Genomic DNA, 13,026 nt, shown 5'->3' with positions numbered 1-13,026 from the left:
CCACGTCCAGGCCCTGCACCGCCCTCGAGAGGAACCCCGTGACCTGCCCGTCCCTGCTGCGCCGCTCCGCCATCAGCGGCGCCCACGAGGGGCACCTGCTGGTCACGGCCGGCCGACGGCGGGCCACCTCCCTGCTGCGTGCGGTCGCCGTCCGGCTGCGCCAGGACGACGCCGTCGCCCAGTTCGCCCGCTTCGTGGTGGTCGGCGGCCTGTCCAGCGCGCTGTACGCCGCCGTCTTCGTGGGCCTCGACCCCCTCGGCGACCAGCCCGCCAACCTCTCCGGGGCGATCGCCTCCACACTGCTGGCCAACGAGCTGCACCGGCGGCTGACCTTCCACGCCGGCGGCCGGGTCTCCTGGTTCACCGCGCAGTGGGAGGGCGGCGGGCTGGCCGGCATCGGGCTGGTCGCCACCTCCCTCGCCCTGGCGGGGGTGCACGCCCTGGTCGGCGACACCGGCACCGGCCCGCAGCTGTGCCTGATCGCGGCGGTCACCGGGTTCATCGGGCTGATCCGGTTCGTCGCCCTGCGCAGCTGGGTCTTCTCCGCCGCGGGCGAGCGGCAGGAGTAGCCACCCCAGCCCTCGGGTACCGGGGCGATCGCTGGTTGAACCCGCAACCACACCCGACCCGAGGAGTCCGCCGTGGCGAAGATCGCCGTCGTCTACTACTCGTCCACCGGCAACACCCACCAGCTGGCCGCCGCGCTCGCCGAGGGCGCCGCCGACGCGGGAGCCGAGGTCCGCCTGCGGCGGGTGCCCGAGCTGGCCCCTGCCGAGGCCATCGCCTCCAACCCCCTGTGGCAGGCGCACGTCGACACGACCGCGGGCGAGGTCGAGGAGGCCACCCCGGCCGACATGGAGTGGGCCGACGGCTACGCGCTGGGCACACCCACCCGCTTCGGCACGCCCGCTGCGCAGATGAAGCAGTTCATCGACACGCTCGGTGGTCTCTGGTTCACCGGGAAGCTCGCCAACAAGGGAGCCACGGCGTTCACCAGCGCGCAGAACGTCCACGGCGGCAACGAGTCGACGATCCTGACGCTGTTCAACGTCTTCTCCCACTTCGGGGCGGTCATCGTGCCCCCGGGCTACACCGACCCACTGCTGTTCGCCGCCGGCGGCAACCCGTACGGCGTCTCGAACGCCTCCGGTGGCCAGTCCGCCACCGCCACCGAGGCCGAGCTCGCCGCCGCCCGCTACCAGGGACGCCGGCTGGCCGAGGTGACCGCCAAGCTCGTCGCCTGAGCCCCCGCGCCGACCCGCCGGAGCCCGAGCGGTCACCCCGCCCGGGCTCCGGCACGTCCTACGCTCCGGGCATGCCGACCCAGCCCGTCCGCCGCACCCGGTCCACCGCCGCGGCGCTCGCCGCCGGAACACTGCTGCTGGCCCCGCTCACCGCCTGCAGCTTCAGCTCGGAGAACGTCTCCTGCGCCGACAACCGGTGCACGGTCACCCTGTCCGGCGAGGGGGCCACCGCCACGGTGCTCGGCACCGAGATCGGCTTCGCCGGCGTGCAGGACGGTCAGGCCACCCTCTCGGTCGGTGACACCTCGGTCTCCTGCGGCGAGGGCGACAGCGTGTCCGCCGGGCCGCTCGAGCTCGCCTGCACGTCGGTGAGCAGCGACTCGGTCGAACTGACCGCCTCGCTGGGCTGAGCGCGGCTCAGCCCGCTCCGCCCAGGGCGCTCCGTTCAGGGCGCTCCGTTCAGGGCGCTCCGTTCAGGGCGCTCCGTTCAGGGCGCTCCGTTCAGGGAGCCTTCGCCACGTCGACCACCAGCCGGGACGGGTCGCTCAACGCCGACACCCGGAACGGCAGCCGGCCGGAGGTGCCGATCCAGGCCAGCGACTGCCCCTCGAAGGTCCCGTCGTAGACGACGCCCTCGACCGGCCCGGTGCCGCTGCCCACCGAGCCGGGGGCCAGCTCCTCGGCGCCGGTCTCGTAGGGGTAGCTCGTGCCGGTGAGGATCACCTGGAGGTACGCCTCGCCGGGGACGTCGACCGGCGCGCCCTTCCCCTGCGACGTCGGCTGGTCCACGTACTCGACCCGCCAGCCCGGGGTGCCGGTGCCGGCGAGCTCGAACACCACCCGCTCGAAGCCCTCGTGGTCACCGATCCGCACCGCCGTCGCGGTCAGCCCCTCGGCACCGGCCGGGTCACCGCTGGCGGCAGCGGTGCCGGTGGGCACGTCGGCGGGCTCGGCACTCTCGTCCGGGGTGCCGGCGGGGCTCGTCGCGGTCGCGGTGGGCGCCGGGGCACTGGAGGTCGTCCCGCCGGACGCGGCGGTGTCGGTGTCGGTCGACTCCCCCTGGCCGCACCCGGCGAGGAGCAGAGAGGCGGTCAGCAGGACGGCGGAGCTGGCCCCACGGGACAACCGGCGGATGCACACACCGCGATGCTGGCACGCCGGGGACCTGCGCCGGAGCCGCCACGCGGTCCGACCGGACAGCCGCCGGCGGGAGTGCCCGCCACCCCCGCCCGACCCCCCGGTGGGAGCCGCTTCCAGGGGCATGTATGGTTCTCCATGCCTCCGGCGCTGATGAGCCCTCATCGTCTAGCGGTCCAGGACGCCGCCCTTTCAAGGCGGTAGCACGGGTTCGAACCCCGTTGGGGGCACGCAGGACCGAGCCGGGCGACCGGCACGGAACACCACAGCACGGCACGCACCAGAGAACAGCACGATCGCAAGGCCCTGTAGCGCAGTTGGTTAGCGCGCCGCCCTGTCACGGCGGAGGTCGCGGGTTCGAGTCCCGTCAGGGTCGCCATCCGGCGCCCGGCACCAGCCGGGTCCGGTGGGGGCAGGTAGCTCAGTCGGTACGAGCGCTCGCCTGAAAAGCGAGAGGTCGGCGGTTCGACCCCGCCCCTGCCCACCCACTCCCCTCTGTCACGCGGTCCCGCTCCCGCTCGGGCGATTGACAGCCACTTCCTGGCCCGGTCACAGGGAACTTCCAGGGTCGCCGGCCAGAGTTCGGGCATGACGACGAGCACCTCCTCGGCCCCCAGCTCCCGGGCCCAGCTGACCCGCCCCGACGGCAGCGCCCTGCGGGTGCTGGTCGTCGACGACGAGCCCTCCATCTGCGAGCTGCTGTCGATGGCGCTGCGCTACGAGGGCTGGGACGTGCGCACCGCGGCCGACGGCGCCGAGGCGGTCCGCACCGCCCGCGACTTCCGCCCCGACGCCGTCGTCCTGGACGTGATGCTGCCGGACATGGACGGCCTGGAGGTGCTGCGCCGGCTGCGCGCGGACACCCCGCTGGTCCCGGTCGTCTTCCTCACCGCCAAGGACGCGCTGGAGGACCGGATCGCCGGCCTCACCGCCGGCGGCGACGACTACGTCACCAAGCCGTTCAGCCTGGAGGAGGTCGCCGCCCGGCTGCGCGGCCTGCTGCGCCGCACCAGCCGCGTCGTCGCCGACGACGGCCTGCTGGTGGTCGGCGACCTCACCCTGGACGAGGAGAGCCACGAGGTCACCCGCGGCGGCGACGACATCCGGCTGACCGCCACCGAGTTCGAGCTGCTGCGCTACCTGATGCGCAACCCCAAGCGGGTGCTGTCCAAGGCGCAGATCCTCGACCGGGTGTGGCAGTACGACTTCGGCGGACAGGGCAACATCGTCGAGCTCTACATCTCCTACCTGCGCCGCAAGATCGACGCCGGCCGGGCCCCGATGATCCACACGCTCCGTGGCGCCGGGTACGTGATCAAGCCCGCCGCATGACACGCTGGCGCCGGTGAGCCCCGGCCCGTCCCGTCGCTCCCGCCGTTCGCTGCGCACCCGGCTGCTGATCGCGTTCGTCGTCCCGCTGGTCGGTGTCCTCGTGCTGGTCGGCGTCGTCTCGGTGACCGCGCTGCGGTCGGAGCTGATCAGCCAGGTCGACACCCAGCTCGAGGCGGTCGCCGACCGCGCCAGAGACCCCGACCGGGGCCCCCGGTCCAGGGGCGACGGTCGCCGCGGGCCGGACGGCCTGGGCGCCCCCGGTCAGGGGGAGGGGACCCTGGTCGCCGAGATGAGCGACGGGGCCGTCGCCCGGTCCGGGGTGCTGGCCCAGAGCGGCGAGGAGCTGCCGCTGACCGACGCCCAGGACGCCCTGCTGGCCGAGCTGCCCACCGACGGCGAGCCGGTGACCCGGGACCTCGGCGGCGAGCTGGGCAGCTACCGGCTGGTGGCACGCCCGGCCCCCGGCGACGACGTGCTGGTGACCGGTCTGCCGCTGCGCGGTGCGGCCGATGCCGTGCGCAGCCTGGTCACCGTCGAGCTCCTGGCCGGCCTGGTCGCCCTGCTCGCCGCCGCGGGCGCCGCCGTGCTGGTCATCCGCCGCACCCTGCGACCGCTGGACCGGGTGGCCGCCACCGCGACCCGGGTGGCCGAGCTGCCGCTGGCCAGCGGCGAGGTACGGCTGGCCGAGCGGGTGCCCCCGCAGGACACCGACCCCGGCACCGAGGTCGGCCAGGTCGGAACGGCGCTGAACCGGTTGCTGGACCACGTCGAGGGATCGCTGGCCGCCCGCCAGGCGTCGGAGACCCAGGTCAGGCAGTTCGTCGCCGACGCCAGCCACGAGCTGCGCACGCCGCTGGCCTCCATCCGCGGGTACGCCGAGCTGGTGCGCCGCCAGGGCGGCGAGGTGCCGGCCGACGTGGGGCAGGCGATGCGCCGGGTGGAGTCCGAGGCGGTCCGCATGACCGAGCTGGTCGAGGAGCTGCTGCTGCTGGCCCGCCTGGACGCCGACGCCGAGGCCGGGCGGGAGCTGGCCACCGAGGAGGTCGACCTGACCGCGCTGCTGGTCGACGTGGTCACCGACGCGCACGTCGCCGGCCCCGGGCACCGCTGGCAGCTGGACCTGCCCGACGACCCGGTGCTGGTACCGGGCGACGCCGCCCGGCTGCACCAGGTGGTGGCCAACCTGCTCGCCAACGTGCGCGCGCACACCCCCGAGGGGACGACGGCGACCACCCGGCTGCGCACCGAGGGCGGCTGGGCGGTGCTGAGCGTGGCCGACGACGGGCCGGGGGTCCCCGCCGCGCTCCAGGCGCACGCCTTCGAACGGTTCGCCCGCGGGGACGCCTCCCGGTCACGCGCCGCCGGCAGCACCGGCCTGGGACTGGCGATCGTGCAGGCCGTGGTGGCCGCCCACGGCGGCACGGTAAAGCTGACCAGCGCGCCGGGCGCCACCGAGATCACGGTGCGGCTGCCCGGCGCGACCACGGCGCCGGCTGCCTGAGCGGACCCGGAGCGAGAGACCTCAGACCGACAGCGCGTCGGCGGCGACCTGCGCGTAGACCTGGGCGTGCAGCCGCCGCACCGCCTCCGCCTGATCGGTGCGCCACTGCCGGTCGACCCGGGCCGGCGCGGGCCGGGTCAGCGCGGCGACGACCGCGGAGTTCAGCGAGGCGGCGTCCAGCCCCGCGCGGGGCTCGTTGCCGTACACGACGACGTCGGACCACTGCTGGGTGTGGTAGCCCCCGCCGGGGACGACCGCGCGCGTGCCGGCGTCCCGGCACAGCTCCACCCAGCTGTCGTGCGTGCCCGAACGCCGGGGCAGCACCGACACGTGCAGCTCCTGCAGGTGGCGCACCCACGAGGCGGGGTCCTCGGCCCAGCTGGACCGCAGCTCCAGCTCCCCCGCCGCGGCGAGCGCGGCGAGCTCCGGGAGCCGGGCGGCGACGTCGACGTCGGGGTGCACGTCGACCCGCAGCCGACCGCCGCCGGAGACGGCACCGGACAGGGCGGCCCGCACCAGCTCCACCGGTTCGGCGACCTCCGGCTCGAGCCGGCCCAGGTGCACGCCGACCAGCCGGGTCTCCCGGCCGACGTCGGGGGTGGGCGCGGCCAGCGACGGGTGGGCGACCACGATCGCGGTCCGGGCGAACCGGTCGGCGATCTCGTCGGCCGCACCGGGGGTCAGCGTGAGCACCACCTCGGCGGTGGTCAGCAACGCACGCAGGTGCGCCTGGTGCCGCCCCGGCGTGGTCCCGGCCGGAGGTCGCAGGTCGTGCACGGTGACCACCAGCGGCACCCCGGCCCGCCGCACGGCCGCGGTCCAGCGGTCCATCTCGGGGATCGTGAGGTGCTCGTAGCCGGCGTGCAGGTGCAGCACGTCCACCTCCCCCGCATGCGCGTCGAGGTGGTCGGGGTCCAGCCACGGGCTCGGGGTGGTGTCCGGGCCGACCGGCACGACGGAGGCGGGCAGGACGGCCGCGACGTACGGGCTGCGGGCGGGGACGCTCGCCACCCGCATGGCGGGCGCGCTCGATCCAGCGGGCACTGCGGTCACGCGGACGTACGCCTCCTGCGGTCGTGCACGACGACAGGAGGGGTCCGGCGCTCCTCGACGGTCGGTGCGATGCCTCTCAGCCTGCCGCACCCGGCTACCCCGCGTGCTCGAAGACCAACCCACAGCTCACCCCTGCGGGGGACCCGGTGACCGCGCGGCTGGCTGCGCAGGAGGCCTGGAGTCGGCTAGGTTCCGCGCACTCCCCCACAGCGGGGGCGACCCGGGAGGCACACGCGTGGACGAGCACGGCGGGGCGGCCGCGACGTCCGCGCCCTCGGCCGATCCCGCGGCGGCCCCCGCCCGCAGGCGCCGGCGGACGGATCCGCGACTGGTGGTCGCGGGGGTGCTGGTCGTGCTGCTGGCGATCGGCGCCGTGGTCATGCTGGTGCTCCGCGGCCATCCGCTCACCGTCGACGGCCGCTACGTCACCGACCCGCCGGCGGTCCTCGCCGACGCCGACCGCCGGTTCGCCGACTACGTCGACCAGCGCACCGGTGCCCGCGGCCCGGACACCCGCTGCTGGTTCCAGCGGATCGACCCGGACGGCACCGAGGTCGCCCGTGAGCTGCTGTGCGGCCCGGCGCTCTTCGTCGGCGGCGACCCCGACCGCAGCTGGCTGCGGTTCCCGCTGACCGTGACCGCGGCCGGCGGCGACGTCCGGCTGCGCACCGCCGGCCTGCCCACCGACCCCGAACCGCAGGCCGTGGACGACGCCGACCTGCTGTTCCGCCCCGACGGGAGCCGCCCGCCCTCCGGCGCCGGCGGGCTGCAGGTGCCCGAGGTGCCGCGCGCCGAGCCCGGGTTCACCGCCGTCGGTCCGTTCCCCGCGCTGCCCTGGACGGCACCTGCGGGGCCGGCCCGGCTCTCCGGCCCCGCGGCCTCGGTCACGGTGACCGGGCTGGCCACGCCGGACGTCGTGGGCACCGGGGACGCCGCCCGCCGGCCCGCCGACGGCCAGCGGTTCCTGGCCGTGCGCTACACGGTCGATCCCGGCGAAGGCCGGTCCACCGCACCGCCCGCGCTGAGCTACCAGGTACCGGGCGCCGCGCCGGTGCCGGTCGCCCCGGCGCTGGTGGCACCCGGCAGCACGGTGGAGGCCGTGGTCGCCGTCCCCGCGGACGCGACGCAGGCCGACCTGGTGGTCCTCGACGACGGCGTCGAGCAGCGGCTGTCGCTGCTGGACGGCTCGCCCGGCCCGGGGAACCTGCAGGTGCTGACCCGCACCAACCGGACGGCGGAGGTGGGCGCCAGCCGGCAGGTCGACGCCGCCTTCAGCGCCCCCGGCCGGGTGACCGCGTCCTTCCCGGTGACCGTGCGGCTGGACGCGGCGACGCTGCAGTGGTTCGCCGGCACGGACGGGTCGGCGCAGCCCGCCGACCCGTCCCGCGCGCACCTGGTGCTGGACGTGACCATGGCGCTGCCCGAGGGCGAGCCGGGCGCCGTCCCGGTCGAGCTGCTCACCCTGGTGCTGCCCGACGGCACCCGGCGCCCCGGCATCGACCTCAGCCGGGCCGCCGACCGGGTGCTGGCCGCCTTCGACGTCCCGGCGGGCTTCACCGGCGGCGAGGTCGTCGTCCGCGGCCGGGCCACCTTCCCCGACGGGCTGGCCGCCGACCTGGGCGCCGGCGAGGTGCGGTTCCCCGTCGAGATCCCGGCGGGCTGAGCTCACTCCTGCGCGCGCAGCTCCGCGAGGATCGGCTTGGCGACGGCGAGGGCGTGGTTCGCCGCAGGGACGCCGGCGTAGACCGCGGTGTGCAGGCAGACCTCGGCGATCTCCTCGTCGGTCAGCCCGTTGTGCACCGCCGCCTTCACGTGCAGCGCGAACTCGTCCCAGTGCCGCAGCGCAGCGGTGATCGCCAGGGTGAGCATGCTGCGCTCCCGGCGCGCCAGCCCCGGCCGCTGCCACAGGTCGCCCCAGGCCACCCGGGTGATGAAGTCCTGGAAGTCGGCGGTGAGCGGGGTGACGGCGGCGACCGCGCGGTCGACGTGCGCGTCGCCGAGCACCTCCCGGCGCACCCGCATGCCGGCGGCGCGGCGCTGCTCGTCGGTCTCCAGCGGACCCGGCTCGGTCACAGCGTGCCTCCCGTGGCGTGCGCGATCAGCGCGTCGGACACCTGGGCCACCTGCTCCAGGTTGGCGAGGTGGGCGGCCGGGCTCAAGCTCAGCAGCTTGGCACCGGGCACCCCCTCGGCGATGACCCGCTGGTGCTCCGGCGGCACCGCCAGGTCGTCGGCGCCGGAGACCACCAGCGTCGGCGCGGTCACCCGGCCCAGGTCCGGGCGCTGGTCCATCCGTGCGATCGCGCCGCAGCAGCCGGCGTAGCCCTCGTCGTCGGCAGCCTCCACCATGGCCTGCAGCCGGGCCACCAGGTCGGGGTGGGCGGCGGCGTACGCCGGGGTGAGCCACCGGCTGACCACCGGCTCGGCGATCACCTTCGTGCCCTGGGCGCGCACGGTGCGCGCCCGGTCCTCCCAGCTCTCGGCGTTGCCGGTGTACGCCGAGCTGCAGAGCACCGCGAGGGTCAGCAGCCGCTGCGGTTCGCGGACCGCCAGCCGCAGTCCGGTCATCCCGCCGATGGAGACCCCGGCCACGTGCGCCCGGGTCACCCCGAGCCGGTCCAGCAGCGCGACGACGTCGTCGGCGAGGTCGTCGATCGTCGCGTCGCCCGGCACCGACGGCGACCGGCCGTGGCCGCGGGTGTCGTAGCGGACCACCCGGAACCGCTCGGTCAGCGCCGGTACCTGCGGGTCCCACATGGACAGGTCCGAGCCCAGCGAGTTGGACAGCAGCATCACCGGGGCGTCGGCGGGGCCCTCCACGACGGCGTGCACCTCGACGGCGGTCACGGAGCTCCTCCCTGCCCGGCGGCGTCCGCCTGGGTCGCGATGGTGTGCGCGGCGAGGGCGGCGTCGACCTGCGCGCCGGCCTCCCCCACGTCCGGTGTCGTGTCGGCCACCAGCGCGGCGCCGTCGACGTCGGCCCGCTCGAGCACGACGTCGGCCAGCGGCCGGCCCTGCTCGGCGGCGGTGCGGACGGCGGCTGCCGCGGCGTCGTGCGCGGGCCCCGCGCCCAGCGTGGGGCTGAGCGCCTCGGCCAGCGCGCCGGCCAGCAGCGGGTCGGTGGCGGCGGTGACGGTCGCGGCCATCCGCCCGGTGTCCAGGCGGAGGCTGGCCAGGCTCTCGGCCAGCCAGGACGCCGCCGAGCCGACGGTGCCCAGCAGGTCGGTCAGGGTGGGCCACTCGGCGTGCCAGGTGCCCGCGCCCCGCTCGTGCTCCTGCTCCATGGCGGCGAACAGGGTGGCCACCAGCCCGGGCGCCCGCCGCGCGCAGGCCCGCGCGGAGATCGCGGCCACCGGGTTGTTCTTGTGCGGCATCGCCGACGATCCGCCGCGGCCCTCGGCGACCTCCGCCGCCTCGGCCACCTCGGTCTGCGCCAGCAGGACGACGTCGACGGCGACGGTGGCCACCACGCCCGCGGCCGCCCCGAGCACCCCGGCGACGTCGGCGATCGGCAGCCGGACGGTGAACCAGGGCACGTCGGTGGTCCGCAACCCCAGCTCCTCGGCCAGCGCGGCGCGCAGGTCGACCCCCGACCCGGAGCTGGCCGCGAGGGTGCCGACCGCGCCGCCGTACTGGACCGGCAGCCCGGCCAGCACCGCCGCGATCCGGGTGCGCACGCCCTCGACCCCGGCCAGCCAGCCGGCCGCCTTGAGCCCCACCGTGGTGGGCAGCGCCTGCTGCAGCAGGGTGCGGCCGATCAGCACGTCGTCGCGGTGGTCGGTGGCCAGCCGGGCGCAGGCCCCGGCCGCGGCGGCCAGGTCGGCGTCGATGAGCTGCAGCCCGCGCCGCGCCAGCAGCACCGCCGCGGTGTCGACGACGTCCTGGCTGGTGGCGCCGACGTGCACCGCGCGCGCCGCGTGCGGGCCCACGGCGTCCTGCAGCGCCCGGACCAGCGGCGGCACCGGGTTGCCGGCGTCCCCGGCGCGGGCGGCGACGCGGGCCAGGTCGAGCCGGCCCGGGTCGGCGCACACCCGCCCGACCTCCTCGGCCGCGGTCTCCGCGACCAGCCCGACCCGGGCCGCCGCGCGGGCCAGCGCCGCCTCCACCTCCAGCAGGGCGACCAGCCAGGCGTCGCCGGCGCCGGCGTTCACCGGGCCGCGCGCGAAGGTGGCCGCGAGCAGCCCGGGCACGGGGAGTCCTGTCACCGGGCCATCCTCGCGGGTGCGCGGTCGCCGCGGTCGGTCACACCGCGAAGAAGACGGTCTCGTCTTCTCCCTGCAGGTGGATGTCGAGTGCGTAGCCGTCGTCGGTGGGGGTGGCGATCAGCGTCGCGCGGGAGGCGTCGTCGGGCAGGCTCGCCAGCACGGCGTCCTCGGCGTTGGCCGCGGCCTCGTCGGCGAAGTAGACCCGGGTGACCACCCGGTCCAGCAGGCCGCGGGCGAACACCGAGACGTCGACGTGCGGCGCCTGCAGGCCACCCGCGCCGTCGGGCACCCGGCCGGGCTTGAGCGTGCAGATCGCGTACTGCCCGCCGTCCCGGGTCTGGGAGCGGCCGAAGCCGCGGAAGCCGGGGCGCTCCACCGGGCCGCGCGGGTCGTCGGGGTGCGCGAACCGGCCGTCGGGGTCGGCCTGCCAGGTCTCGACCATCGCGTCGGGCACGACGTCGCCGTTGCCGTCGAACACCCGGCCGCGCAGCCAGATCGCGCCCGGGGTGCCCTCGGCGACGGCGAAGGGGCCGTCGGGCCAGGTCAGCCCGATGGCCAGGTAGGGGCCGACGGTCGCGCTGGGCGTGGTGCCGAACCGCAGCGGCTCGTCGAGGAAGCCCGAGCCCCGTCGTCCCGACCGAGGCTGGCTGATCTCGGTGCTCTCCGGCACGTCCAGCGGGTCGCTCACCGTCATCACGCCACACCTCCTGCGCGACTCCGCGCCTCGTTCCGCTCCTCGGTCGCTGGCGCTCCCTGCGATGCTCGCTCGGCTGTCGTCACGCCACGTCTCCGTCGTCGTCGGTCTCGAACGGCGTCTGGTCGGTGCCGCGCAGGACGATGTCCCACTCGAAGGCCAGCGCCCAGTCCGGCTGGGTGCGCTCCAGGTCGAACCGGCTGATCGCGCGGTGCCGGGCCGACGGCGGGATCGCCTGGAAGATCGGGTCCTGCCCGAACAGCGGGTCGTCCGGGAAGTACATCTGGGTGACCAGGCGCTGGGTGAACGCCCGGCCGAACAGGCTGAAGTGGATGTGCGCCGGCCGCCACGCGTTGTGGTGGTTGCCCCACGGGTAGGCGCCGGGCTTGATGGTGGTGAACTCGTACCGGCCCAGGCTGTCGGTCATCACGCGGCCCAGCCCGTCGAAGTGCGGGTCCAGCGGGGCCGGCCAGTTGTCGACGACGTGCCGGTAGCGGCCGGCGGCGTTGGCCTGCCAGACCTCCACGAGCGCGTCGGGCACCGGACGGCCGTCGCTGTCGAGGACCCGGCCGAAGACGATGATCCGCTGCCCCTGCGCCTCCCCGCCCAGCCGCACCGTGAGGTCGGCGTCGGCGGCGGTCACCCGGTCCTCGCCCAGCACCGGGCCGGTCACCTCGGTGAGCCGGTGCGGCAGGTCGACCGGCGTGCGCAGCGGCGCCCGCAGCCCGGTGCTCTTGTACCCGGGGTAGGCCACCGGCGTGCGCTGCGCATCAGGTTCACGCAGGTAACGCGGCAGGATCAGGGCGCTGTCCTCCGCGGGCCGCGGCGCCCGCGATGTGGTCCCGGTCATGCCGGGAAGGTACGGCGCGGGGCTACCCTCCGACAGCCCTGACTTCCACTGAGCAGAACGGATCGCGCCGTGGCCGGAGGTGCAGCCGAGGCCGGGCGGTCGGTGACCTCCCGGGCGCTCGGCGTGCTCGACGCGTTCGACAGCGGCCACCCGCGGCTCACCCTGTCGGAGGTCGCCGCCCGTTCGGGCACGCCGCTGACCACCACCCACCGCCTGCTCGGCGAGCTGGTGGAGTGGGGTGCGCTGGTCCGCCGCCCCGACGGCCGGTACGAGATCGGCCGCAAGCTCTGGGATCTCGGGCTGCTGGCCCCGGTGCAGCTGGAGCTGCGGCAGGTGGCCGCCCCGTTCCTGCTCGACGTGCACACCGCCACCCGGGACACCGTGCACCTCGCCGTCCGGGAGGGCCTGCGCGCGCTCTACGTCGAGCGGATCTCCGGGCGCGAGTCGGTGCCGATCGTGAGCACCGTGGGCAGCCGGCTGCCGCTGCACGCCACCGGCGTCGGCAAGGTGCTGCTGGCCTGCGCACCCGACGAGGTCGTCGACCGGGTGCTGCAGGAGCTCAGCCGGGAGACCCGGTACACCGTCGTCGACCCCCGGGCGGTGACCCGGGAGCTGGGTGAGGTACGCCGCCGCGGCTGGTCGCGCACGGCCGAGGAGATGTCGCTGGGCACCGCGTCGGTCGCCGTCCCGGTCACCGTCGACCGGCCCACCGGCCCGGTCGTCGTCGCCGCGCTGGGCATCGTCGTCCCGACCCACCGCCGCGACCTGACCCGGCTGGCGCCGGTGCTGCAGGTCGCCGCCCGGGGCATCGGGCGGGCGCTGGCCCAGACCGCCGAGTTCCGCTGACCGGAAGAGCAGGTTCGGCCCGGGCGGGCGACCCGGGTCACACTCACGGGATGCGCACCCAGGTGGGGATCATCGGAGCCGGGCCGGCGGGGCTGCTGCTGTCCCGGCTGCTGCAGCTGCAGGGCATCGAGACCGTGGTGCTGGAGAACCGGTCGCGGTCCTACG

The 13,026-nt window shown here is 76.0% G+C and carries 15 protein-coding genes and 3 tRNA genes; 11 read left to right on the top strand and 7 right to left on the bottom strand.

Annotation, left to right across the window (positions count from 1 at the left end):
• Positions 1–38: 38 nt before the first annotated feature.
• The 3 genes from ACI79Y_RS07855 (at position 39) to ACI79Y_RS07845 (ending at position 1,654) form a co-directional block, all read left to right on the top strand.
• Positions 39–569, top strand: coding sequence for a GtrA family protein (locus ACI79Y_RS07855; RefSeq protein ID WP_457157932.1), 531 nt, complete (start codon positions 39–41; stop codon positions 567–569).
• A gap of 72 nt (positions 570–641) precedes the next feature.
• Entirely contained in the window at positions 642–1,244 is a 603-nt protein-coding gene (wrbA, locus tag ACI79Y_RS07850; protein ID WP_457079721.1) for an NAD(P)H:quinone oxidoreductase, read from the top strand.
• A 71-nt stretch (positions 1,245–1,315) separates the two neighbouring features.
• Positions 1,316–1,654 carry a hypothetical protein gene (locus tag ACI79Y_RS07845; protein WP_457157931.1) on the top strand — a complete coding sequence of 113 codons (339 nt, stop codon included), beginning with the start codon at positions 1,316–1,318 and terminating at the stop codon, positions 1,652–1,654.
• Positions 1,655–1,745: 91 nt separating this feature from the next.
• On the opposite strand, the gene ACI79Y_RS07840 is transcribed toward ACI79Y_RS07845, so the two are convergent.
• Positions 1,746–2,384 (bottom strand): AMIN-like domain-containing (lipo)protein, encoded by a 639-nt coding sequence (locus ACI79Y_RS07840; protein ID WP_457157930.1) that lies wholly within the window; start codon positions 2,382–2,384, stop codon positions 1,746–1,748.
• A 154-nt stretch (positions 2,385–2,538) separates the two neighbouring features.
• Between ACI79Y_RS07840 and ACI79Y_RS07835 the strand changes: the two genes are divergently transcribed.
• The 5 genes from ACI79Y_RS07835 (at position 2,539) to ACI79Y_RS07815 (ending at position 5,214) form a co-directional block, all read left to right on the top strand.
• Positions 2,539–2,611, top strand: a tRNA-Glu gene (locus ACI79Y_RS07835).
• A gap of 72 nt (positions 2,612–2,683) precedes the next feature.
• Positions 2,684–2,760: transfer RNA gene (locus ACI79Y_RS07830), tRNA-Asp, on the top strand.
• Positions 2,761–2,791: 31 nt separating this feature from the next.
• Positions 2,792–2,865: transfer RNA gene (locus tag ACI79Y_RS07825), tRNA-Phe, on the top strand.
• 104 nt (positions 2,866–2,969) lie between these two features.
• A complete protein-coding gene (locus tag ACI79Y_RS07820; protein WP_457157929.1) occupies positions 2,970–3,713 on the top strand; it encodes a response regulator transcription factor in 744 nt (247 codons plus the stop codon).
• A gap of 13 nt (positions 3,714–3,726) precedes the next feature.
• Entirely contained in the window at positions 3,727–5,214 is a 1,488-nt protein-coding gene (locus ACI79Y_RS07815; protein WP_457157928.1) for a sensor histidine kinase, read from the top strand.
• 21 nt (positions 5,215–5,235) lie between these two features.
• On the opposite strand, the gene ACI79Y_RS07810 is transcribed toward ACI79Y_RS07815, so the two are convergent.
• Positions 5,236–6,267: a hypothetical protein gene (locus tag ACI79Y_RS07810; protein WP_457157927.1), complete on the bottom strand. Its 1,032-nt coding sequence runs from the start codon at positions 6,265–6,267 to the stop codon at positions 5,236–5,238.
• A gap of 235 nt (positions 6,268–6,502) precedes the next feature.
• Between ACI79Y_RS07810 and ACI79Y_RS07805 the strand changes: the two genes are divergently transcribed.
• Positions 6,503–7,930 (top strand): hypothetical protein, encoded by a 1,428-nt coding sequence (locus ACI79Y_RS07805; RefSeq protein ID WP_457157926.1) that lies wholly within the window; start codon positions 6,503–6,505, stop codon positions 7,928–7,930.
• Between the two features lie 2 nt (positions 7,931–7,932).
• Here the strand turns inward: ACI79Y_RS07805 and pcaC are convergent, their stop codons facing one another.
• The 5 genes from pcaC to pcaH all read right to left on the bottom strand — a co-directional run bounded on the left by pcaC (position 7,933) and on the right by pcaH (position 12,015).
• Positions 7,933–8,340 (bottom strand): 4-carboxymuconolactone decarboxylase, encoded by a 408-nt coding sequence (gene pcaC / locus ACI79Y_RS07800; RefSeq protein WP_457157925.1) that lies wholly within the window; start codon positions 8,338–8,340, stop codon positions 7,933–7,935.
• Positions 8,337–9,113, bottom strand: coding sequence for a 3-oxoadipate enol-lactonase (gene pcaD, locus ACI79Y_RS07795; protein ID WP_457157924.1), 777 nt, complete (start codon positions 9,111–9,113; stop codon positions 8,337–8,339). Before pcaD ends, pcaC begins: the two co-directional genes overlap by 4 nt.
• Positions 9,110–10,471 carry a lyase family protein gene (locus tag ACI79Y_RS07790; RefSeq protein WP_457157923.1) on the bottom strand — a complete coding sequence of 454 codons (1,362 nt, stop codon included), beginning with the start codon at positions 10,469–10,471 and terminating at the stop codon, positions 9,110–9,112. Before ACI79Y_RS07790 ends, pcaD begins: the two co-directional genes overlap by 4 nt.
• 37 nt (positions 10,472–10,508) lie before the next feature.
• Positions 10,509–11,165 carry a protocatechuate 3,4-dioxygenase subunit alpha gene (pcaG, locus tag ACI79Y_RS07785; protein WP_457157922.1) on the bottom strand — a complete coding sequence of 219 codons (657 nt, stop codon included), beginning with the start codon at positions 11,163–11,165 and terminating at the stop codon, positions 10,509–10,511.
• Positions 11,166–11,247: 82 nt separating this feature from the next.
• Complete coding sequence (gene pcaH, locus ACI79Y_RS07780) at positions 11,248–12,015, bottom strand: protocatechuate 3,4-dioxygenase subunit beta (RefSeq protein WP_457157921.1); 768 nt, start codon at positions 12,013–12,015, stop codon at positions 11,248–11,250.
• Positions 12,016–12,084: 69 nt separating this feature from the next.
• Here pcaH and ACI79Y_RS07775 point away from each other — a divergent pair, with 69 nt between their 5' ends.
• Positions 12,085–12,861: an IclR family transcriptional regulator gene (locus tag ACI79Y_RS07775; RefSeq protein ID WP_457157920.1), complete on the top strand. Its 777-nt coding sequence runs from the start codon at positions 12,085–12,087 to the stop codon at positions 12,859–12,861.
• Positions 12,862–12,911: 50 nt separating this feature from the next.
• The coding region (locus tag ACI79Y_RS07770) for an FAD-dependent monooxygenase (protein ID WP_457158049.1) at positions 12,912–13,026 on the top strand (115 nt) is incomplete at its 3' end.

Source organism: Modestobacter sp. SYSU DS0875 (assembly GCF_054050915.1).
This window is presented reverse-complemented; position numbering and strand designations above follow the sequence as displayed.